The sequence below is a fragment of the Pseudomonas sp. LB1P83 genome, from assembly GCF_054897885.1.
Window position 1 is genome coordinate 831256 of record NZ_CM142709.1, and the last position, 21597, is coordinate 852852.

Annotated in this window: 20 protein-coding genes; 12 read left to right on the top strand and 8 right to left on the bottom strand. The window is 59.7% G+C overall.

The features are described 5' to 3' along the window. Nucleotides 1-32: 32 nt before the first annotated feature. The 3 genes from ACYZTY_RS03640 (at nt 33) to ACYZTY_RS03650 (ending at nt 1878) form a co-directional block, all read left to right on the top strand. On the top strand, nt 33-503 hold the full coding sequence (locus ACYZTY_RS03640; RefSeq protein ID WP_461957345.1) for a nuclear transport factor 2 family protein: 471 nt from the start codon (nt 33-35) through the stop codon (nt 501-503). A 39-nt stretch (nt 504-542) separates the two neighbouring features. Beyond that, a complete protein-coding gene (locus ACYZTY_RS03645) occupies nt 543-854 on the top strand; it encodes a GIY-YIG nuclease family protein (protein WP_461957346.1) in 312 nt (103 codons plus the stop codon). An 88-nt stretch (nt 855-942) separates the two neighbouring features. Beyond that, complete coding sequence (locus ACYZTY_RS03650) at nt 943-1878, top strand: glutathione S-transferase family protein (protein ID WP_461957347.1); 936 nt, start codon at nt 943-945, stop codon at nt 1876-1878. Between the two features lie 138 nt (nt 1879-2016). Here the strand turns inward: ACYZTY_RS03650 and ACYZTY_RS03655 are convergent, their stop codons facing one another. Both ACYZTY_RS03655 and yejK read right to left on the bottom strand, forming a co-directional pair. Beyond that, on the bottom strand, nt 2017-2367 hold the full coding sequence (locus ACYZTY_RS03655; RefSeq protein WP_461957348.1) for a glutaredoxin family protein: 351 nt from the start codon (nt 2365-2367) through the stop codon (nt 2017-2019). Then, the gene (yejK, locus tag ACYZTY_RS03660) at nt 2367-3371 is read right to left on the bottom strand and encodes a nucleoid-associated protein YejK (RefSeq protein WP_149419038.1); all 1005 of its coding nucleotides are present in this window, start codon (nt 3369-3371) and stop codon (nt 2367-2369) included. The genes ACYZTY_RS03655 and yejK overlap by 1 nt, the downstream gene beginning before the upstream one ends. 395 nt (nt 3372-3766) lie before the next feature. Here yejK and ACYZTY_RS03665 point away from each other — a divergent pair, with 395 nt between their 5' ends. Continuing rightward, nucleotides 3767-4048 (top strand): HU family DNA-binding protein, encoded by a 282-nt coding sequence (locus tag ACYZTY_RS03665; protein ID WP_007905514.1) that lies wholly within the window; start codon nt 3767-3769, stop codon nt 4046-4048. A 205-nt stretch (nt 4049-4253) separates the two neighbouring features. On the opposite strand, the gene rlmF is transcribed toward ACYZTY_RS03665, so the two are convergent. The 5 genes from rlmF to ACYZTY_RS03690 form a co-directional block, all read right to left on the bottom strand. Continuing rightward, on the bottom strand, nt 4254-5276 hold the full coding sequence (gene rlmF / locus ACYZTY_RS03670) for a 23S rRNA (adenine(1618)-N(6))-methyltransferase RlmF (RefSeq protein ID WP_461957349.1): 1023 nt from the start codon (nt 5274-5276) through the stop codon (nt 4254-4256). A 249-nt stretch (nt 5277-5525) separates the two neighbouring features. After that, nucleotides 5526-8372 (bottom strand): valine--tRNA ligase, encoded by a 2847-nt coding sequence (locus ACYZTY_RS03675; RefSeq protein WP_461957350.1) that lies wholly within the window; start codon nt 8370-8372, stop codon nt 5526-5528. 270 nt (nt 8373-8642) lie between these two features. Next, nucleotides 8643-9032: a DNA polymerase III subunit chi gene (locus ACYZTY_RS03680; protein ID WP_461957351.1), complete on the bottom strand. Its 390-nt coding sequence runs from the start codon at nt 9030-9032 to the stop codon at nt 8643-8645. A gap of 8 nt (nt 9033-9040) precedes the next feature. After that, nucleotides 9041-9469: a DNA polymerase III subunit chi gene (locus tag ACYZTY_RS03685; protein ID WP_131062823.1), complete on the bottom strand. Its 429-nt coding sequence runs from the start codon at nt 9467-9469 to the stop codon at nt 9041-9043. Between the two features lie 60 nt (nt 9470-9529). Continuing rightward, nucleotides 9530-11020, bottom strand: coding sequence for a leucyl aminopeptidase (locus ACYZTY_RS03690; RefSeq protein ID WP_461957352.1), 1491 nt, complete (start codon nt 11018-11020; stop codon nt 9530-9532). 307 nt (nt 11021-11327) lie between these two features. Here ACYZTY_RS03690 and lptF point away from each other — a divergent pair, with 307 nt between their 5' ends. The 8 genes from lptF to pdxJ all read left to right on the top strand — a co-directional run bounded on the left by lptF (nt 11328) and on the right by pdxJ (nt 19747). Continuing rightward, a complete protein-coding gene (gene lptF / locus ACYZTY_RS03695) occupies nt 11328-12446 on the top strand; it encodes an LPS export ABC transporter permease LptF (protein WP_461959247.1) in 1119 nt (372 codons plus the stop codon). Then, nucleotides 12439-13500, top strand: a complete 1062-nt coding sequence (gene lptG / locus ACYZTY_RS03700) for an LPS export ABC transporter permease LptG (protein WP_461957353.1) — start codon at nt 12439-12441, stop codon at nt 13498-13500. Before lptF ends, lptG begins: the two co-directional genes overlap by 8 nt. Before the next feature lie 171 nt (nt 13501-13671). Beyond that, on the top strand, nt 13672-15471 hold the full coding sequence (gene lepA, locus ACYZTY_RS03705) for a translation elongation factor 4 (protein ID WP_461957354.1): 1800 nt from the start codon (nt 13672-13674) through the stop codon (nt 15469-15471). 5 nt (nt 15472-15476) lie between these two features. Further along, the gene (gene lepB / locus ACYZTY_RS03710; RefSeq protein WP_367372863.1) at nt 15477-16331 is read left to right on the top strand and encodes a signal peptidase I; all 855 of its coding nucleotides are present in this window, start codon (nt 15477-15479) and stop codon (nt 16329-16331) included. Nucleotides 16332-16515: 184 nt separating this feature from the next. After that, nucleotides 16516-17205 (top strand): ribonuclease III, encoded by a 690-nt coding sequence (rnc, locus tag ACYZTY_RS03715; RefSeq protein ID WP_010463056.1) that lies wholly within the window; start codon nt 16516-16518, stop codon nt 17203-17205. Next, nucleotides 17198-18100: a GTPase Era gene (era, locus tag ACYZTY_RS03720; protein WP_059403406.1), complete on the top strand. Its 903-nt coding sequence runs from the start codon at nt 17198-17200 to the stop codon at nt 18098-18100. Before rnc ends, era begins: the two co-directional genes overlap by 8 nt. 167 nt (nt 18101-18267) lie before the next feature. Further along, nucleotides 18268-18951, top strand: coding sequence for a DNA repair protein RecO (recO, locus tag ACYZTY_RS03725; RefSeq protein ID WP_461957355.1), 684 nt, complete (start codon nt 18268-18270; stop codon nt 18949-18951). Between the two features lie 49 nt (nt 18952-19000). Continuing rightward, entirely contained in the window at nt 19001-19747 is a 747-nt protein-coding gene (pdxJ, locus tag ACYZTY_RS03730; RefSeq protein ID WP_461957356.1) for a pyridoxine 5'-phosphate synthase, read from the top strand. A gap of 125 nt (nt 19748-19872) precedes the next feature. Here the strand turns inward: pdxJ and mltF are convergent, their stop codons facing one another. Further along, nucleotides 19873-21333, bottom strand: a complete 1461-nt coding sequence (mltF, locus tag ACYZTY_RS03735) for a membrane-bound lytic murein transglycosylase MltF (RefSeq protein WP_461957357.1) — start codon at nt 21331-21333, stop codon at nt 19873-19875. Nucleotides 21334-21597: the final 264 nt, after the last annotated feature.

Sequence of the window (21597 nt, forward strand, 5' to 3'; positions counted from 1 at the left end):
AGGCAATCCTGTAAAAACTTCGGAGCCTGTCCATGAGTGACGCCAACCGCGCATTGATCACCCAGTTCTACCAAGCCTTCCAGCGGCTGGATGCCGAGGCCATGAGCGCCTGCTATACCGACGATGTGCTGTTCAGCGATCCGGCCTTCGGCGAACTGCGCGGCCGCGATGCCGGCGACATGTGGCGCATGCTCACGACTCGGGCGAAGAATTTTTCCCTGACGTTCGACAACGTTCGAGCCGAAGAACGCACGGGCGGCGCGCATTGGGTCGCGACCTACCTGTTCAGCCAGACCGGCAACACGGTGGTCAACGATATTCAGGCGCAGTTCGTCTTTCGTGACGGCAAGATTTGCGAGCACCATGACAGCTTCGATATGTGGTCCTGGTCGCGACAGGCGCTGGGTTTCAAGGGGCTGTTGCTCGGCTGGTCGCCAGCGGTGAGAAATGCCGTTCGCGCCCAAGCGTTGAAGGGGCTGAAGGCATTCCAGGCCAGTCGCTGATAAGATTGCGGCTTGTTTCCTACAAGCCTTGATCGTTACGTGACTACCCTCAGCGAAATCCCTGCCGACGCCGACACGCCGGTGAGCAAACCCTGGTTCGTCTACCTCGTTCGCGCGGCCAATGGTTCGCTGTACTGCGGGATCAGCGACGATCCCGTCCGCCGCTTCGCCACTCACCAGAGTGGCAAGGGCGCACGCTTCTTCCTCTCCAGTCCTGCTGTGGCCTTGGTCTATACAGAAGTCTGCCGCGACAAAAGCGAAGCGCTGCGACAAGAGCGCTTGATCAAAAAACTCAGGAAAAGCGCCAAGGAATGTCTGGTCGCCAGCGCTGCCTTGGGCTTATCAACCTGACTGATAAGTGCCCATCAGGCAGATCTGTAGGCTGCCCCCGGATTGCGCGTTAAGCTGCGGATTCATTATCCGTGCGGCGGAGCCGAGCATGTCAGAGTTGATTCTTCATCATTACCCGACGTCCCTTTTCGCCGAAAAGGCCCGCCTGTTGCTGGGCTTCAAGGGGCTGTCCTGGCGCTCGGCGAAGATCTCGCCGGTGATGCCAAAGCCTGATCTGACGGCCTTGACTGGCGGTTATCGCAAGACCCCGGTGTTGCAGATTGGCGCTGATATTTATTGCGACACCGCGCTGATCGCCCGTCGTCTGGAGCAGGAAAAAGCCTTGCCGGCGTTCTTCCCGGAAGGTCAGGAAATGATCGCTGCGACCTTCGCCGCCTGGGCCGATTCGGTGGTCTTCCAGCATGCCGTGAGCCTGGTGTTTCAGCCGGAATCGATAGCGGTGCGATTCGGCAATTTACCGCCAGAGGCGATCAAGGCGTTTCTGGCTGATCGCGCCGAACTGTTCAGTGGTGGCAGCGCAACCAAGTTGTCCGCCGAGCAAGCCAGGCATCAATGGCCAACGATCATGGCTCGCCTGGAGCAGCAGCTTCAGCGTGAGCAGGGCGACTTCCTGTTTGGCGAGCCGTCGATTGCCGATTTTGCCATGGCCCATCCGTTGTGGTTCCTCAAGGCCACGCCCGTGACCGCTCCGTTGGTTGATGCTTATCCGGCGGTGTCGGCGTGGTTTGGGCGAGTGATGGGGTTCGGGCATGGCGCGTTCAGCGAGATGTCGTCCGAGGAAGCGCTGGAGGTTGCGCGCAATGCCACACCAGCCGCATTGCCGGATGAGCAGTTTGATGAGCCGAACGGTTTTGAGGCAGGCCAGCAGGTGGTGATCGCGGCAACGGATTACGGCGTTGACCCGGTGGCGGGTGAGCTGCTGTTTGCGGGGCGCGAAGAGTTGATTCTGCGTCGGGAGGACGAGCGTGGCGGTGTGGTGCATGTGCACTTTCCGCGGTTCGGATTTCGCATCGAAAAACACTGATCAACACACACCTGTGGCGAGGGAGCTTGCTCCCGCTGGACTGCGTAGCAGTCCCCTTCTTTTTGCTGATAAGGGGGGCCGCTTCGCAGCCCAGCGGGAGCAAGCTCCCTCGCCACAGGGGTTGAGTGAGCCAATGACTTATTTCAAGGCAGCGAGGATCGCATCCGGGTCATACCCGCGAATCAACGTCCCGTTCACATCGATGATTGGAATCCCGCCGCCACCCAACGTTTCGTAAGCCTTGCGGGCCTGCGCGTCTTTCTCGATATCGAATTCCTTGTACGGAATGCCTTTCTGATCGAGAAAGCGTCGCGTCAGTTTGCAGTAGCCGCACCAGTCGGTCGCGTAGAGCACGACGTTGGCCTTGGCCTGGGTCTGCTCGGACACTACCTGGCTCGGATTGAATACCCGCTCGATCTTGCCCCAGTTCTGGTAAACCACGACCACCAGCAGGATCAGCAGGCATTTTTTCAGCAGGCCGTTCAGCATCAGTTGCGTCGCTTGAGCTGATCGGTCAGCTGCGTGGGCAAGCCCTTGATAATCAGCGTGCCGGCTTCTTCGTCGTATTCGATCTTCGAGCCCAGCAGGTGCGCTTCGAAGCTGATGGACAGGCCTTCGGCGCGGCCGGTGAAGCGACGGAACTGGTTCAAGGTGCGTTTATCCGCCGGGATCTCCGGCGACAGGCCGTAATCCTTGTTGCGGATGTGATCGTAGAAGGCTTTCGGGCGTTCTTCGTCGATCAGTTCCGAGAGTTCTTCCAGACCCATCGGCTCGCCGAGCTTGGCCTGGCTGCTGGCGTAATCCACCAATGTTTTGGTTTTCTCGCGGGCGGACTCCTCCGGCAAATCTTCGCTTTCAACGAAATCACTGAAGGCCTTGAGCAGAGTGCGGGTTTCGCCCGGGCCGTCGACGCCTTCCTGGCAACCGATGAAGTCGCGGAAATACTCCGAAACCTTTTTCCCGTTCTTGCCTTTGATGAACGAAATGTACTGCTTGGACTGTTTGTTGTTCTGCCACTCGGACACGTTGATCCGTGCCGCCAGGTGCAACTGGCCCAAGTCCAGGTGCCGGGACGGGGTCACGTCCAGCTGATCGGTCACTGCAACGCCTTCACTGTGGTGCAGCAGCGCGATCGCCAAATAATCGGTCATGCCCTGCTGGTAATGCGCGAACAGCACGTGGCCGCCCACAGAGAGGTTCGACTCTTCCATCAGTTTTTGCAGGTGTTCCACCGCCACGCGGCTGAACGCCGTGAAATCCTTGCCGCCCTCGAGGTATTCCTTCAGCCAGCCGCTGAACGGATGCGCCCCGGACTCGGCATGGAAGAAACCCCAGGCCTTGCCTTGTTTGGCGTTGTAGCTCTCGTTGAGGTCGGCAAGCATGTACTCGATGGCGCTCGACTCGGCCAGTTCCGAGTCGCGGGCGTGGAGAACTGCAGGCGTGCCGTCGGGTTTTTTGTCGATCAGGTGGACGATGCAATGACGGATCGGCATGGGCTTCTCGGCTGATTGAAGAGAGGAGGGCGTGCTCCCCCAAAAAAGTGCCAAGTGTACCGCAACCACTGGTTTTGGCGCGGCTCGAAGGGCAATTCGCAGCCGTCCGGCGGCCCTTATGCAGTTTTTTGCCGTTTTAGAGCAATAAAGCTGACCAAATGGGTAGCTAGAGGCGGATATTTCCCCGTCTCTGTGCTAGTTTTGCCCCGTCTTACGCGAAGTCACTGCGTTAAGCGTGCATTCAGCATTTGTCAGGTCGAACCAAACCCTGATTTCGGTATCTATAACCCCGATCCCGTGGTTATTGGCCGAGGGTGCCAGATCCAGAAGATCGGGCTCGATGGCTGACACTGCACTCTGCAATCCATATGAATTTGATAGGGAAGGAACACTACATGGCTCTTACTAAAGACCAACTGATCGCCGACATCGCTGAAGCTATCGACGCGCCAAAAACCACCGCGCGTAACGCTCTGGACCAACTGGGCCAAATCGTTGCCGATCAGCTGGAAAACGGCGGCGAAATCACTCTGCCAGGTATCGGCAAACTGAAAGTGACCGAGCGTCCAGCCCGTACCGGCCGCAACCCTTCGACTGGCGCTGCCATCGAAATCGCTGCCAAGAAAGTTATCAAGCTGGTTGTGGCCAAAGGCCTGACCGACGCTGTTAACAAGTAAGACGCAGTAAAAAAAGCCGTGCTCCGGAGCAATCCGGGCACGGCTTTTTTGTGTCTGAAATTCAGCGATTGACCTGCAACACCTTAAGTCAATGTAGGAGTGAGCCTGCTCGCGATGGCGGTGCATCAGTCGACATCATCGTTAACTGACACGCCGCCATCGCGAGCAGGCTCACTCCTACAGTTGATCTGTGTCGGTCAGTTACTCAGCTTTTTTTAACCCAACGCTCGCGCCACACTTGCTGCTCGGATTTGGTCTGGAAGGTCCACGCAACGAAGCGACTTTGCTTCTGGCCCTGGGACATTTCCACCACCTGGCTTTCCAGTACGCCGGCCTTTTTCAGCGCCGTCTGGATCGAAGGCAGGTTCGACGCCTTCGAAACCAGCGTGCTGAACCACAATACTTTGTGCTGGAAATGCGCACTTTCGGCGATCAACTGCGTCACAAACCGTGCTTCGCCACCTTCACACCACAATTCGGCCGATTGACCGCCGAAGTTCAACACCGGCAGTTTGCGTTTCGGGTCGGCGCGACCCAGAGCGCGCCATTTCCGTTCGCTGCCCTTGGTCGCCTCGTCCATCGAAGCATGGAACGGCGGGTTGCACATGGTCAGGTCAAAGCGTTCGCCGGGTTCAAGCAGGCCCAGCAAAATGTGCTTGGGATTGCTTTGCTGGCGCAGTTGAATGGCCTTGTTCAGCCCGTTGGACTGCACGATGGCTTTGGCCGCAGCCACAGCCGTCGGGTCAATTTCCGAGCCGAGGAAGTGCCAGCGGTAGTCGCTGTAGCCGATCAGCGGATAGACGCAGTTGGCGCCCATGCCGATATCGAGCACCTTGACTGGCGCGCCGCGCGGGATTTCACCGTCGTTGACGCTGGCCAGCAGGTCGGCCAGAAAGTGCACGTAGTCGGCGCGGCCCGGAACAGGCGGGCAGAGGTAATCGACCGGAATGTCCCAATGGGCAATGCCGTAAAACGACTTGAGCAGCGCCCGGTTGAACACACGCACCGCATCGGGGCTGGCAAAGTCGATACTTTCCTTGCCGTACGGATTGATGATCACGAACTTCGCCAGTTCCGGCGTGGTTTTGATCAGCGCCGGGAAGTCGTAGCGACCTTGATGGCGATTGCGCGGGTGCAGGCTGGCCTTTTCACGCGGCTCAACGGCTTTGGCCGGGGTCGCGGTGTCAGGCTTCTTGCGCGCAGGTCTTGGTGTGCGGGGGGCGTTCATGGGCGTTGTCGATTCGGGTATGGCTGAAAGTGGCGGGTATTGTCCCACAGTCGATGGTCCGGCGGGGATCCTGTAGGAGCGAGGCTTGCCCGCGAAGAACGATGACGGGGTCAATCAGTCATTCCGCGTCATCGTTCTTCGCGGGCAAGCCTCGCTCCTACGAAAAGCGGATTTGCGGAGTTTGGGAGGTTGCTGCAGGCACAAAAAAGGGAGGCCGCATGGGCCTCCCTCTTCCATTGCGATTTGCCGTTACAAACTGGCAATCCGCGCATGCTGCTCGGCCAGCTTGCCCAAAGCCTGTTCAGCTTCAGCCAGTTTGGCGCGTTCCTTCTCAATGACTTCAGCCGGGGCCTTGTCGACGAAACCGGCGTTGGACAGCTTGCCACCCACGCGCTGGACTTCGCCCTGCAGACGCAGGATTTCCTTGTCCAGACGCGCCAGTTCGGCGTCCTTGTCGATCAGGCCAGCCATTGGCACCAGCACTTCCATCTCGCCGACCAGTGCGGTGGCGGACAGCGGTGCTTCTTCGCCGGCAGCCAGCACAGTGATCGATTCGAGGCGAGCCAGCTTCTTCAGCAGGGCTTCGTTCTCGGTGAGACGACGCTGGTCTTCGGCGCTGACGTTTTTCAGATAGATCGGCAGCGGCTTGCCCGGACCGATGTTCATCTCGCCACGGATGTTACGCGTGCCGAGCATCAGTTCCTTGAGCCATTCGATGTCGTTCTCGGCCGCCGGATCGATGCGCTCTTCATTGGCCACTGGCCAAGGCTGCAGCATGATCGTCTTGCCTTCGATACCGGCCAACGGCGCGATGCGCTGCCAGATTTCTTCGGTGATGAACGGCATGAATGGATGCGCCAGGCGCAACGCGACTTCCAGAACCCGAACCAGCGTGCGACGTGTGCCGCGCTGACGCTCTACCGGGGCGTTTTCGTCCCACAGCACAGGCTTGGACAGTTCCAGGTACCAGTCGCAGTACTGGTTCCAGATGAACTCATACAAGGCTTGTGCGGCCAGGTCGAAACGGAACTGATCGAGTTGACGGGTCACTTCGGCTTCGGTGCGTTGCAGCTGCGAGATGATCCAGCGATCCGCCAGCGACAGTTCGTAAGCCTCGCCGTTCTGGCCGCAGTCTTCGCCCTTGTCCAGAACATAACGCGCGGCGTTCCAGATCTTGTTGCAGAAGTTGCGATAGCCTTCGACGCGGCCCATGTCGAACTTGATGTCGCGACCGGTGGAGGCCAGCGAGCAGAAGGTGAAACGCAGGGCGTCGGTGCCATAGCTGGCGATGCCGTCGGCGAACTCGTCGCGGGTCTGCTTCTCGATCTTTTTCGCCAGTTTCGGCTGCATCATGCCGGAGGTGCGTTTCTGCACCAGCTCTTCGAGCTCGATACCGTCGATGATATCCAGCGGGTCCAGGACGTTGCCCTTGGACTTGGACATCTTCTGGCCCTGGCCATCACGCACCAGACCATGAACGTAAACGGTCTTGAACGGAACCTGCGGCGTGCCGTCTTCGTTTTTCACCAAGTGCATGGTGAGCATGATCATCCGGGCAACCCAGAAGAAAATGATGTCGAAGCCAGTCACCAGCACGTCGGTGGAGTGGAACTTCTTCAGGAACTCGGTCTGCTCAGGCCAGCCGAGGGTGGAGAATGTCCACAGGCCCGAACTGAACCAGGTGTCGAGAACGTCGTTGTCCTGTTGCAGAGCAACGTCCGGGCCAAGGTTGTGCTTGGCGCGCACTTCGGCTTCGTCGCGACCGACGTAGACTTTGCCCGACTCGTCGTACCAGGCCGGAATCCGGTGCCCCCACCATAGCTGACGGCTGATGCACCAATCCTGGATGTCGCGCATCCACGAGAAGTACATGTTTTCGTATTGCTTGGGCACGAACTGGATACGACCGTCTTCAACGGCAGCAATCGCAGGCTCGGCCAACGGCTTGGTCGACACATACCACTGGTCGGTCAGCCATGGCTCGATGATCGTGCCGGAACGGTCGCCTTTCGGCACTTTCAGCGCGTGATCGTTGACGCTGACCAAGAGGCCAGCAGCATCGAACGCAGCCACGATTTGCTTGCGCGCTTCAAAACGGTCCAGACCGGCGTATTCGGCCGGGATCTTGCCGTCGATGCTTTCATTCAGCGTGCCGTCCAGGTTGAACACCTGACAGGCTGGCAGTACGGCAGCGTTCTTGTCGAAGATGTTCAGCAGCGGCAGGTTGTGGCGCTTGCCGACTTCGTAGTCGTTGAAATCGTGGGCCGGGGTGATTTTCACGCAACCGGTGCCGAATTCTGGGTCACAGTAATCGTCGGCGATGATCGGGATGCGGCGGCCGACCAGCGGCAGCTCGACAAATTTGCCGATCAGGGCTTGGTAGCGTTCATCGTTCGGGTTCACGGCAACGGCGGCGTCGCCGAGCATGGTTTCCGGGCGAGTGGTCGCGACGATCAGGTAATCATTGCCTTCAGCGGTCTTGACGCCGTCGGCCAGCGGGTATTTCAGGTTCCACAGGAAACCCTTCTCATCGTGGTTTTCCACTTCGAGGTCGGAAATCGCCGTGTGCAACTTGGTGTCCCAGTTGACCAGACGCTTGCCGCGGTAGATCAGGCCGTCTTCGTGCAGACGCACGAACGCTTCTTTAACCGCTTCCGAGAGGCCGTCGTCCATGGTGAAGCGCTCACGGCTCCAATCGACGGACGAGCCGAGGCGGCGGATCTGACGGCTGATGTTGCCGCCGGACTGATCCTTCCACTCCCAGACTTTCTCGAGGAATTTCTCACGGCCCAGGTCGTGACGATTCTGGCCCTGAGCTTCGAGTTGGCGTTCCACCAGCATTTGCGTGGCGATACCGGCGTGGTCGGTACCTGGCTGCCACAGGGTGTTGCGACCCTGCATGCGGCGGAAACGGATCAGGGCGTCCATGATCGCGTTGTTGAAGCCGTGACCCATGTGCAGGCTGCCGGTGACGTTCGGCGGCGGGATCATGATGGTGTAGGACTCGCCCGCGCCTTGCGGGGCGAAGTAATTCTCAGACTCCCAGGTGTTGTACCAGGAAGTTTCAATGGCGTGCGGCTGGTAGGTCTTATCCATGCGCGGCGGGACCCTATTGGCATTTATTCAGGAAAAGCCGGCAAGTATAGCGGGGCATGGGGCCGAGGGCGAGCAGGGGCGGACAGCGCGCAGGTCAAATGTGTGGGACTTTGTGGCGAGGGAGCTTGCTCCCGCTGGGGCGCGAAGCGGCCCCGACATCAGCAAGTCAGGTGTGGCAGGTGCGCCGCGTATTCAGGCTTTGCGGCTGCTTCGCAGTCGAGCGGGAGCAAGCTCCCTCGCCACAGAAGCTCGCTGCCACAGGAAAGGGGGTTACTCGTACTGACTGAGCAACCGCTCCATCCGCGCATCCAGCCGACGCTTGATCTCGGTTTCAATGTGCGGTGCAAAATCATCGATCACGTCTTGCATGATCAACATCGCGGCGGCGCGCAGTTCGCTGTCCAGGTGCAGCAGGGCGTCGGGGCCTTTGCTGGCAGCAGGCGACGGTTGCGCGGCAGGGGCGGGTGGCGGTGTCGTTTCGACCGGCTGCGGCGCATTGCCGACAGTGTCGAACAACATCGGAATCTGTTCCTGATCACCGTCATCGACCGTGTCGGTCAGCAGCGGCGGTTGCAGGTTGTCATCGCCGAGCAGTTGGCGGATCGACTCGAGGTCATCCAGCAGGTGCGCGGACTTCTGTTGCGGTTTTGGAGTGTCCATCGGAATGCTCAGAGTCGCTGTAATCGGTGATCTTGCAGAGGATAGCCCTGTTCGCGATAGAAACGGAAACTCTCCCGCGCGGCCGCACGAATCGTCGGGTCTTCCACCACCACTTCCGCCACGCGGGCGAACTGTTTGGCGAATACCGGCACTTTCAGGTCGAGATTGACCAGCAGATCCTGATGCGGACCGCAGTCATCACCCAGCCCCAGCACAATCAAACCCTCAGGTTCGCTTTCGGCAGGCCCGTGAGGCACGAAGCTTTCACCCTTGAAGGCCCACAAACGTGCATCGAGATCCTCGCGTTGGGCGGCATCGCTGCAATGCAGGTAGATGCGGTGGCCCATGCGCCAGGCTTTTTCAGTGAGTTTGCAGGCGAAATCCAGCCGTGCCGACGGATCGGCGCTGGGCAGGATATAGAAGTCGACTTTGGTCATTGCGGTTCCTGAGCCAAGGACGGCGTCACCCGAGAGTGACGCCGCCCGAGGTCATCGGTTTCAGGCTTTGGCGCGGTCCAGCAGGTATTGGGTCAGCAACGGAACCGGACGGCCAGTGGCGCCCTTGTCCTTGCCGCCGCTGGTCCATGCGGTGCCGGCGATGTCCAGGTGCGCCCAGTTTAGGTTCTTGGTGAAGCGCGACAGGAAGCAGGCTGCGGTGATGGTGCCGGCTTTCGGGCCGCCAATGTTGGCGATGTCGGCGAACGGGCTGTCCAGCTGCTCCTGGTATTCATCGAACAGCGGCAGTTGCCAGGCGCGGTCGTCGGCAGCCTTGCCGGCGCTCAGCAGTTGACCGATCAGCTCGTCGTTGTTGCCCAGCAGGCCGGAAGTGTGGGAACCCAGGGCAACGACGCAAGCGCCGGTCAGGGTCGCGATGTCGATCACGGCTTGCGGCTTGAAGCGCTCGGAGTAGGTCAGTGCATCGCACAAAACCAGACGGCCTTCGGCGTCGGTGTTGAGGATTTCAACAGTCTGGCCGCTCATGGTGGTGACGATGTCGCCAGGGCGCGAAGCATTGCCGCTCGGCATGTTCTCGGCGCACGCCAGGATGCACACCAGGTTGATCGGCAGTTTCAGCTCGAGCACGGCGCGCAGGGTGCCGAACACGCTGGCAGCGCCGCCCATGTCGTACTTCATTTCATCCATACCGGCGCCCGGTTTCAGGCTGATGCCGCCGGTGTCAAAGGTGATGCCTTTGCCGACCAGGGCGTAAGGCTTCTCGGATTTCTTGCCGCCGTTGTATTGCATGACGATCAGGCGAGGTGGCTGGGCGCTGCCCTGTCCGACGGCGTAGAACGAGCCCATGCCCAGGTCCTTGATCTTCTTCTCATCAAGGACTTCGACTTTCAGGCTTTTGAATTCTTTACCGAGGTCCTTGGCTTGTTCGCCGAGGAATGTCGGGTGGCAGATGTTCGGCGGCAGGTTGCCCAGGTTGCGGGTGAACGCCATGCCGTTGGCAATCGCAGTGGCGTGGGCCACGGCGCGCTCGACTTCAGCCTGTGCAGCCTTGATGGTCACCAGGGTGATTTTCTTCAGGGAGCGCGGTTCGGCCTTCTGGCTCTTGAACTGGTCGAAGGTGTATTCGCCGTCCACCAGGGTTTCGGCCAGCAGGCGGGTCTTGCCGTAGCTGTCGCGGCCTTTGACCACGACTTCGTCCAGCGCCAGCACGGCGTCGGTGCCGCCCAGGCCTTTAAGGGTGTTGAGGACGCCGGCGATGATTTTACGGAACGGGCGGTCACCCAGCTCTTCGTCCTTGCCCACGCCGACCAGCAGAACGCGTTCGGCCTTGAGGTTCGGCAGGCTGTGCAGCAACAGGCTCTGGCCGACTTTGCCGGCCAGGTCGCCGCGCTTGAGTACCGCGCTGATGACGCCGCCGCTCAGTTCGTCGAGTTGTTTTGCCACGGCGCCGAGCTTGCGGCCTTCGCCGACGGCGACCACCAGAGTGGCGGTCTTCAACGTTTCTGGGCTAACGCTTTTTACAACCAGTTCCATGTCCGGGTCCCTGAATTAATGGTCAACGTGCGCGGGCAAAACGGCGGCGCACAGACGCTTGCTTATAGATAGAAAGACGCAGGTCACGGCCCGCGACAAAGGCCGCAGTTTGAACCTCGCTCACTGCGCCTGACAACCCTCGGTTGTACGATCTTCAACGCATTACCCGCCTGCTTGAGCATGCGCAGTGACAGGCGCACCCAATCACAGGATAATGCGCCAACTTTTTCGGCGGCTCCGCCCTGTGGGCTGCCTGATACGTTTGCTTGTTTGGCCGCCTTAGCCTGACAACCCTGGAGTGTCTGGTTTGATTGTCTTCCGTTATCTGTCCCGCGAAGTCCTGTTGACCTTGAGCGCCGTCAGCGCCGTGCTGCTGGTCATCATCATGAGCGGGCGCTTCATCAAATACCTCGCCCAGGCGGCCTCGGGCCTGCTGGATCCGGGCTCCCTGTTCCTGATCATGGGCTTTCGTCTGCCGGGTTTTCTGCAGCTGATCCTGCCGCTGGGCCTGTTTCTCGGGATACTGCTGGCCTACGGTCGCCTGTACCTCGAAAGCGAAATGACTGTGTTGTCGGCCACCGGCATGAGCCAGCAGCGTCTGCTTGCCATGACGCTGTTTCCGGCCACGCTGGTTGCGCTGGTTGTGGCCTGGCTGAGCCTGAGTCTGGCGCCACAAGGTGCCAATCAGTTCCAGCTGCTGCTGAACAAGCAGGATGCGCTGACCGAGTTCGATACCCTGGAGCCGGGTCGCTTCCAGGCGCTGCGCGACGGGACCCGGGTGACCTACACCGAGCAGCTGTCGGATGACCGCATCAATCTGGGCGGTGTGTTCATTTCACAAAAAAATACCAACTCCGATCAGAAGGATCGCGGGATTTCCGTGCTGGTGGCCGAGAAGGGCCGTCAGGAAATCCGCCCTGACGGCAACCGCTACCTGATTCTCGACAACGGCTATCGCTACGACGGTAACCCGGGGCAGGCCGACTACCGGGCGATTAAATACGAGGAATACGGCGTATTGCTGCCCAAGCCGGACGTCAGCGACGAAGTCACCGACCGCGATGCGATGACCACCCGTTCCTTGATCGGCAGCGATGACATCCGCTCGCGTACTGAGCTGCAATGGCGCCTGTCCCTGCCGTTGCTGGTGTTCATCGTGACCCTGATGGCGGTGCCGCTGTCGCGGGTCAATCCACGCCAGGGCCGTTTCCTCAAGCTGCTGCCGGCGATTCTTCTTTATATGGCTTACCTGAGCATCCTGATTGCCGCGCGCGGCGCCCTCGAAAAAGGCAAGATTCCACCGGTGCTGGGGTTGTGGTGGGTGCACGCGATTTTCCTGGCCATAGGCCTGGGTTTGCTCTACTGGGAGCCGTTGCGCTTGAAGATGGCGAGTCGCCGCGCTGCACTGGAGGTGGCCCGTGGTTAAGCTGGATCGCTACATCGGTAGCAGCGTATTCGTCGCAATCCTGGCGGTACTGGGGATTATTCTTGGCCTGGCGACGCTGTTTGCCTTCATCGATGAGATGAGTGATGTCAGCGATACCTACACCTTGACGGACGTTTTGAGCTACGTCTTGCTGACCGCGCCACGTCGTTTGTACGACATGTTGCCAATGGCGGCACTGATTGGCTGCCTGATCGGCCTTGGCAGCCTGGCCAGCCACAGTGAGCTGACCATCATGCGCGCTGCCGGTGTGTCGGTTGGCCGGATCGTCTGGGCGGTCATGAAGCCCATGCTGGTCCTGATGGTCGTGGGTGTGCTGATCGGCGAATACGTCGCGCCGGCCACCGAAGTCACTGCTCAGGCCAACCGTTCCCTGGCTCAGGGCGGCGGCGATGCGCAAAGCGCCAAGCATGGTTTGTGGCATCGCCAGGGTGACGAGTTCATTCACGTCAACTCTGTGCAACCGAACGGCCTGCTGTACGGCGTCACCCGTTATCGTTTTGACAATGAGCGTCATATGCTGTCCTCCAGCTTCGCCAAGCGGGCGAAGTTCGATCAGGATCACTGGCAATTGAGCGACGTCACCACCACGGTGTTCCATGAAAAGAGCACCGAAGTGGTCACCGCCGCCGACGAGCGTTGGGATGTGGCCTTGAGTCCACAACTGCTGAGCACGGTAGTGATGTCGCCTGACACCCTGTCGATCAGCGGCCTGTGGGGTTACATCCACTACCTGGCAGACCAGGGGCTGAGCAATGGCCGTTACTGGCTGGCGTTTTGGGTCAAGGTGTTGCAGCCGCTGGTGACCGCAGCGCTGGTACTGATGGCGATTTCCTTCATCTTTGGTCCGTTGCGCTCGGTGACCCTCGGTCAGCGGGTGTTCACTGGCGTGCTGGTCGGCTTCACCTTCCGCATCGTCCAGGATTTGCTGGGGCCTTCGAGCCTGGTATTCGGATTCTCGCCGCTGTTTGCGGTGCTGGTTCCGGCCGGCGTCTGTGCCCTGGCCGGTGTCTGGCTGTTGCGCCGAGCTGGCTGATCGCGGGCTTTTCCCGACCCCGCCGGTCACAAAAAACGCCTCTGTCGCAAGACCGGGGCGTTTTTGTAGGTGCCGTCTGACCTGCGAACGTGACGCTTGCGCCGTGGATCAGGTACAATTCCCGGCTATTTTTCGGCGGGCTATGCCTGCAGCCTTTTTGAGTGTTGATCCGTGAGTGATTTGAGTCATATCCGCAATTTCTCCATCATCGCCCACATTGACCATGGCAAGTCGACGCTGGCCGATCGCTTCATCCAGATGTGCGGCGGCCTTGCCGAGCGCGAAATGGAAGCCCAGGTGCTGGACTCCATGGACCTGGAACGTGAACGCGGGATCACCATCAAGGCCCACAGCGTCACCTTGTATTACACCGCCCGCGATGGCATCAAGTACCAGCTGAACTTCATTGACACCCCGGGCCACGTTGACTTCACCTACGAAGTCAGCCGGTCGCTGGCGGCCTGTGAAGGTGCGTTGCTGGTGGTCGATGCCGGTCAGGGCGTTGAAGCGCAGTCGGTTGCCAACTGCTACACGGCGATCGAGCAGGGCCTGGAAGTCATGCCGGTCCTGAACAAGATCGACCTGCCGCAGGCTGATCCGGACCGCGTCAAAGAAGAAATCGAAAAAATCATCGGCATCGATGCCACCGACGCGGTCGAGTGCAGTGCCAAGACCGGTCTGGGCGTCGACGAAGTGCTGGAGCGTCTGGTCAAGACCATTCCTGCGCCGACCGGCAACTATGAAGATCCACTGCAAGCGTTGATCATCGACTCCTGGTTCGACAACTACCTGGGCGTTGTTTCCCTGGTACGTGTGCGCCACGGTCGCGTGCGCAAGGGCGACAAGATCCTGGTCAAATCCACCGGCAAGATCCATCTGGTGGACAGCGTCGGTGTCTTCAACCCGAAACACACCGCCACTGTTGACCTGAAGGCCGGCGAAGTGGGCTTCATCATTGCCGGCATCAAGGACATTCACGGTGCACCGGTCGGTGACACCCTAACCTTGAGCTCCACGCCAGACGTTGACGTGCTGCCAGGCTTCAAACGCATTCAGCCGCAGGTTTACGCCGGCCTGTTTCCGGTCAGCTCCGACGACTTCGAAGATTTCCGTGAAGCCCTGCAAAAGCTCACGCTCAACGACTCGTCCCTGCAGTACACCCCGGAAAGCTCCGACGCCCTGGGCTTCGGCTTCCGTTGCGGCTTCCTCGGCATGCTGCACATGGAAATCATCCAGGAGCGCCTGGAGCGCGAGTACGACCTGGACCTGATCACCACAGCGCCGACGGTTATTTTCGAGCTGTTGCTGAAAACCGGTGAAACGATTTACGTCGACAACCCGTCGAAGCTTCCAGACCTGTCCTCGATCGAAGACATGCGCGAACCGATCGTGCGGGCCAACATTCTTGTGCCGCAAGAGCACCTGGGCAACGTCATTACCCTGTGCATCGAGAAGCGTGGCGTGCAGCACGACATGCTGTTCCTCGGGTCCCAGGTCCAGGTGACCTACGATATTCCGATGAACGAAGTGGTCCTCGACTTCTTCGACCGTCTGAAGTCCACCAGCCGCGGCTATGCTTCGCTGGATTACCATTTCGACCGTTATCAATCAGCTAATCTGGTGAAACTGGATGTGCTGATCAACGGTGACAAGGTCGACGCCCTGGCGCTGATCGTGCACAAGGATAACGCGCACTACAAAGGTCGCCAGTTGACCGAGAAGATGAAAGAACTGATTCCGCGCCAGATGTTCGACGTCGCGATCCAGGCCGCCATTGGCGGGCAGATCATTGCGCGGACCTCCGTCAAGGCTCTCAGAAAGAACGTATTGGCCAAATGCTACGGCGGTGACGTAAGCCGTAAGAAAAAGCTGCTTGAAAAGCAGAAGGCCGGTAAAAAACGCATGAAGCAAGTCGGCAACGTGGAAATTCCACAAGAAGCCTTCCTTGCGGTGCTCAGGTTGGATAGTTAGGTCCTATGTCACTAAATTTCCCGCTGTTGCTGGTCATCGCCGTGTTCGTCTGCGGCCTGTTGGCGTTGCTCGATCTACTGTTCCTGGCGCCTCGGCGCCGGGCTGCCATCAACTCCTATCAGGGGAGCGTCAGCCAGGCTGACATGGTGGTCGTCGAGAAACTGAACAAAGAGCCGCTGCTGGTCGAATACGGCAAGTCGTTCTTCCCGGTGTTGTTCATCGTGCTGGTGCTGCGTTCGTTCCTGGTGGAACCGTTCCAGATTCCTTCCGGCTCGATGAAACCGACCCTGGACGTTGGCGACTTCATTCTGGTGAACAAGTTTTCTTACGGGATCCGCCTGCCGGTGCTCGACAAGAAAGTCATCGAAGTCGGTGATCCGCAGCGCGGCGATGTGATGGTGTTCCGCTACCCGAGCGATCCGAACGTCAACTACATCAAGCGTGTGGTGGGCCTGCCGGGTGACCAGATTCGTTACACCGCCGACAAGCGTCTGTTTGTCAACGGCGAATCGATTGCCGAACAACTGGTCGGCTCCGAGCCGGGCACGTTGGGCAGTGCAGAGCTCTACAAGGAAAAACTCGGCGTGGCCGAGCACTTGATCCGCAAGGAAATGAGCCGTTACCGCGCAACGCCGGACCATTCGTGGACCGTGCCGGCCGGGCACTACTTCATGATGGGCGACAACCGCGACAACTCCAACGACAGTCGCTATTGGGATGACCCGAGCATTCCCAAGGATCTGCTGGGCATGGTTCCCGACAAGAATATCGTCGGCAAGGCCTTCGCAGTCTGGATGAGCTGGCCGGAACCCAAACTCAGTCACCTGCCGAATTTCTCGCGGGTTGGCCTGATCAAGTAATCACACACGGCGCTGTTGAACACAGCGCCGAATGCATTTCTGGAACCGCCACAATCGGCGCCAGACGCATGAAAACACTGATATTCAGGACGTAATTTTTGAACACAGCGTTAATTGTCCCAAGCCTGCGCCGCACCACGGCCATGGCGGTGGAATCCAGCCACGAACTCAGCGTGGGTAAACCGTGAGCGTCTCCTTAAGCCGTCTAGAGCGTCAGCTCGGCTACACCTTCAAGGATCAGGAACTGATGGTCCTGGCCCTGACTCACCGCAGCTTTGCCGGGCGCAACAACGAACGCCTGGAATTCCTCGGTGATGCCATCCTCAACTTCGTCGCTGGCGAGGCGCTGTTCGATCGCTTCCCGCTGGCTCGCGAAGGCCAGTTGTCGCGTTTGCGCGCACGGCTGGTGAAAGGTGAGACGCTGGCCGTACTGGCTCGCGGTTTCGACCTGGGCGAATACCTGCGCCTGGGCTCCGGTGAGTTGAAAAGCGGCGGCTTCCGTCGCGAGTCGATTCTGGCCGATGCCCTTGAAGCGCTGATCGGTGCGATCTACCTGGACGCCGGCATGGACATGGCGCGCGAGCGCGTGCTGGCCTGGCTGGCCGGTGAGTTCGAAGGCCTGACGCTGGTCGATACCAACAAAGATCCAAAAACCCGCCTGCAGGAATTTCTGCAATCGCGTGGTTGCGAGCTGCCGCGTTACGAAGTGGTGGATATCCAGGGTGAGCCGCATTGCCGGACGTTCTTCGTCGAATGTGAAATCACCTTACTGAATGAAAAAAGCCGAGGTCAGGGTGTGAGTCGTCGTATTGCCGAACAGGTAGCGGCCGCCGCAGCACTGATTGCCCTGGGTGTGGAGAATGGCAATGACTGATTCAACTGCAACTCGCTGTGGCTATGTTGCCATCGTCGGCCGTCCCAACGTGGGTAAGTCCACGCTGCTGAACCACATCCTGGGTCAGAAACTGGCGATCACCTCGCGCAAGCCGCAAACCACCCGCCACAACATGCTGGGCATCAAGACCGAAGGCGCCGTGCAGGCGATCTACGTCGACACCCCGGGCATGCACAAGGGCGGCGAAAAGGCCTTGAACCGCTACATGAACAAGACCGCATCGGCGGCGTTGAAAGACGTCGACGTGGTGATCTTCGTGGTGGACCGCACCAAGTGGACCGATGAAGACCAGATGGTTCTCGAACGCGTCCAGTACGTGACCGGCCCGCTGATCGTGGCGCTGAACAAGACCGATCGCATCGAAGACAAAGCCGAACTGATGCCGCACCTGAGCTGGTTGCAGGAACAGCTGCCGAACGCGCAGATCATGCCGATCTCGGCCCAGCACGGGCACAACCTCGAAGCGCTGGAGCGCGTGATTGCGGGCTACCTGCCGGAGAACGATCACTTCTTCCCGGAAGACCAGATCACCGACCGCAGCAGCCGCTTCCTCGCCGCAGAACTGGTGCGCGAGAAAATCATGCGCCAGATGGGCGCCGAGCTGCCGTACCAGATCACCGTCGAAATCGAAGAGTTCAAGCAGCAGGGCAAAACCCTGCACATCCATGCCTTGATTCTCGTCGAGCGTGACGGCCAGAAGAAGATCATCATTGGCGACAAGGGCGAGCGGATCAAACGCATCGGCACCGAGGCGCGCAAGGATATGGAGTTGCTGTTTGACTCCAAGATCATGCTTAACCTGTGGGTGAAAGTGAAAGGCGGCTGGTCCGACGATGAGCGCGCTCTGCGCTCGCTGGGTTACGGCGACCTGTAAGTCTCGGTTTCTGATACACCAAAGAAACCCTGTGGGAGCGAGCCTGCTCGCGATAGCGGTCTGCCAGTCAACATCAATGTTGAATGTCATGCCCTCATCGCGAGCAGGCTCGCTCCCACATTGGTTTTGGGTTGTTTGTAAAACTGCGTTCCGTCATTGAGAACTCCATGTCCCAGCCCATCGGCCAACCCGCTTTCGTGCTTCACAGCCGCGCTTACCGCGAGAGCAGCGCGCTGGTGGACTTCCTCACGCCGCAAGGTCGGCTGCGGGCGGTCTTGCGTAGCGCGCGAGGCAAGGCCGGGACATTGGCCCGGCCTTTCGTGCCGCTGGAAGTGGAGTTTCGCGGGCGTGGCGAGCTGAAGAATGTCGGGCGCATGGAAAGTGCGGGTACTTCTACATGGCTCATCGGTGAGGCTCTGTTCAGTGGCCTCTACCTCAACGAACTGCTGATCCGCCTGTTGCCCGCCGAAGACCCGCACCCAGGTGTTTTCGATCACTACGCCGCGACGCTGCTCGCGCTGGCCGAAGGTCGTCCACTGGAGCCGTTGCTGCGATCTTTCGAATGGCGGTTACTCGACGACCTCGGTTACGGTTTCGCCCTGACCACCGACATCCACGGCGAGCCCATCGCCCCGGACGGACTTTACCGATTGCAAGTGGACGCCGGCCTGGAGCAGGTGTACTTGCTGCAACCCGGTCTGTTCAACGGCACCGAACTGCTGGCCATGGCCGACGCCGACTGGACCGCGCCCGGCGCATTGTCCGCTGCCAAACGTCTGATGCGCCAGGCGTTGGCCGTTCACCTGGGCGGTCGTCCGCTGGTCAGTCGCGAACTGTTTCGCAAGCCCTGATCACCCCGTATGCTGTGCACCGAACTTCCCTATCTTCAGGAGCGCTTCCGTGACCACCAGCAATCGCATTCTTCTTGGCGTGAACATCGACCACGTTGCCACCCTGCGTCAGGCCCGGGGCACTCGCTACCCGGATCCGGTCAAGGCAGCACTGGACGCGGAAGAGGCGGGCGCTGACGGCATCACCGTGCACCTGCGCGAAGACCGCCGGCACATTCAGGAGCGCGACGTGCTGTTGCTCAAGGACGTGCTGCAAACCCGCATGAACTTCGAAATGGGCGTCACCGAAGAAATGATGCTGTTCGCCGAGCGCATCCGCCCGGCGCACATTTGCCTGGTCCCGGAAACCCGTCAGGAACTGACCACCGAAGGCGGGCTGGACGTAGCGGGGCAGGAAGCGCGGATCAAGGCTGCGGTGGATCGCCTGGCGAAGATTGGTTGCGAAGTGTCGCTGTTCATCGATGCGGACGAGCGGCAGATCGAAGCATCCCGTCGTGTGGGGGCGCCGGCTATCGAGCTGCACACCGGTCGATATGCCGATGCCGAGACGCCGACCGAAGTGGCTGAAGAGCTCAAACGTGTGGCGGATGGCGTAGCGTTTGGCCTGGCTCAGGGATTGATCGTCAATGCCGGTCACGGCCTGCATTATCACAACGTTGAAGCGGTGGCCGCGATCAAGGGCATCAACGAACTGAACATCGGCCATGCGCTGGTGGCCCATGCGTTGTTCGTGGGCTTCAAGTCGGCCGTGTCCGAAATGAAAGCGCTGATCCTGGCTGCGGCGTTGAAGGCTTAAGACCTAGGCGCTGCCTTCGCGGGCAAGCCTCGCTCCTACAGGTCCGGGTTGAACGATAATTGTGTGTTCGTCGCTGACCTGGAGCGAGGCTTGCCCGCGAAGGCGTCCTCAACAGCAACACAGATTTAAAGCTGCGGGGTTTCCTGATTCGGCTTGGTCTTGTCGACCCCCGGCACATGCAGGTTGCCTTCGGCCACCTGATTGCCTTCAAGCTGTGGCTGCGTGACCCACGTCAGGATGTCGTAGTAACGACGGATGTTCGCCACGAAATGCACCGGCTCGCCGCCACGGGCGTAGCCATAACGCGTCTTGCTGTACCACTTCTTCTCAGACAGCCGCGGCAGGATCTTCTTCACGTCCAGCCACTTGTCCGGGTTCAGCCCTTCTTTCGCCGCCAGTTTGCGCGCGTCATCCAGGTGACCGCTGCCGACGTTGTAGGCCGCCAGTGCAAACCATGTGCGATCCGGCTCCTGGATCGACTCGTCCAGCTGATCCTTCATGTAGGCCAGGTATTTGGCGCCGCCCATGATGCTTTGCTTGGGGTCGAGCCGGTTGGACACGCCCATGGCCTGCGCCGTGTTCTGGGTCAGCATCATCAGGCCGCGCACGCCGGTCTTCGACGTGACGGCCGCTTGCCATAACGATTCCTGATAGCCGACAGCGGCCAGCAGGCGCCAATCGACTTTCTCTTTCTTGGCGTACGCCTTGAAGTGCTGTTCGTATTTGGGCAGCCGTTGCTGCAAGTGTTGGGCGAAGGTATAGGCGCCGACGTAGCCGAGCACATCGACGTGCCCGTAATAGCGGTCTTTCAGGCGTTGCAGGGTGCCGTTCTTCTTCACCTTGTCGAGGTAGGCGTTGATCTCGTTGAGCAAGCTGTTGTCGTCGCCAGAGGCCACGGCCCAACTCTGGTTGCTGGCGTCACCGAGGTCGAAGGCTACCCGCACCTTGGGGAAGTAGACCTGGTTCATCGCCACTTCGTTTGAGTCGACCAGGGTCAGATCAATCTGACCTTCATCGACCATGCGCAGCAGGTCGACGACTTCAACCGCGTCGGACTCTTCGTATTCAATGCCGGGATATTTCTTTTTCAGCTCCGCCAGTTGCCCGGCGTGGGTGCTGCCCTTGAGCACCATGATCTTCTTGCCAACCAGGTCACCCGCGTCGGTCGGCCGTGACTGGCCGTTGCGGTAGATGATCTGTGGGGTGACTTCCAGGTAGGAGTGGGAAAACCGTACCTGCTGCTTGCGTTGCTCGCTGCTGACCAGACCGGCAGCAGCCAGCACCGGGCCGTTAGGCTTGCCCACCTGACTGAACAGGTCGTCAAGGTTGTCGGCGGTCTCGATCTTGAGTTCCACCCCCAGATCGTCGGCGAAGCGCTTCACCAGCTCGTATTCGAAGCCGGTTTCACCGTTGCGATCCTGAAAGTAGGTGGCAGGGCTGTTTCGGGTAACCACCCGCAGCACACCATCCTCCTTTATGCGCTCCAGTGTGTTGGGTTTATCAACACAGCCACTGAGCATCAGGAAGAGTCCGGTTGCGATCAGCCATTTGGCGAACCGCGGACGCAAAGCCGTTGGGGAAAACATCTGCGCAGTATACGCAAAGGACCACGAGCGCCATATCTCGACAGCGAAGGGCTTGTCTGGTAGAGAGCGGAAAACCCGCTTGGAGCCCGCAGGAATGGGCCCGAACGGTAATTTGTGACATAAAAAATAACCCTCGGTGAACCGCTGATGAAGGCCCAAATACCCGGCCCGACGTTCGGGTACGGCCGCGCACACCGTTTCGGGTGATGTCGCGGGCGGTTTAGGCTAGAATGCACGGCCTCAAAGCACACCCCTTCCCGAGGC

Bases quoted from the DNA above. Each gene is read 5' to 3' on its own strand.
- ACYZTY_RS03665 (WP_007905514.1), top strand. From the start codon at position 3,767: ATGGCTCTTACTAAAGACCAACTGATCGCCGACATCGCTGAAGCTATC.
- ACYZTY_RS03640 (WP_461957345.1), top strand. From the start codon at position 33: ATGAGTGACGCCAACCGCGCATTGATCACCCAGTTCTACCAAGCCTTC.
- mltF (WP_461957357.1), bottom strand. From the start codon at position 21,333: ATGTTTTCCCCAACGGCTTTGCGTCCGCGGTTCGCCAAATGGCTGATC.
- ACYZTY_RS03680 (WP_461957351.1), bottom strand. From the start codon at position 9,032: ATGGACACTCCAAAACCGCAACAGAAGTCCGCGCACCTGCTGGATGAC.
- recO (WP_461957355.1), top strand. From the start codon at position 18,268: ATGTCCCAGCCCATCGGCCAACCCGCTTTCGTGCTTCACAGCCGCGCT.
- rlmF (WP_461957349.1), bottom strand. From the start codon at position 5,276: ATGAACGCCCCCCGCACACCAAGACCTGCGCGCAAGAAGCCTGACACC.
- ACYZTY_RS03675 (WP_461957350.1), bottom strand. From the start codon at position 8,372: ATGGATAAGACCTACCAGCCGCACGCCATTGAAACTTCCTGGTACAAC.
- ACYZTY_RS03655 (WP_461957348.1), bottom strand. From the start codon at position 2,367: ATGCTGAACGGCCTGCTGAAAAAATGCCTGCTGATCCTGCTGGTGGTC.
- yejK (WP_149419038.1), bottom strand. From the start codon at position 3,371: ATGCCGATCCGTCATTGCATCGTCCACCTGATCGACAAAAAACCCGAC.
- ACYZTY_RS03690 (WP_461957352.1), bottom strand. From the start codon at position 11,020: ATGGAACTGGTTGTAAAAAGCGTTAGCCCAGAAACGTTGAAGACCGCC.
- era (WP_059403406.1), top strand. From the start codon at position 17,198: ATGACTGATTCAACTGCAACTCGCTGTGGCTATGTTGCCATCGTCGGC.
- ACYZTY_RS03650 (WP_461957347.1), top strand. From the start codon at position 943: ATGTCAGAGTTGATTCTTCATCATTACCCGACGTCCCTTTTCGCCGAA.
- lepB (WP_367372863.1), top strand. From the start codon at position 15,477: ATGTCACTAAATTTCCCGCTGTTGCTGGTCATCGCCGTGTTCGTCTGC.
- ACYZTY_RS03685 (WP_131062823.1), bottom strand. From the start codon at position 9,469: ATGACCAAAGTCGACTTCTATATCCTGCCCAGCGCCGATCCGTCGGCA.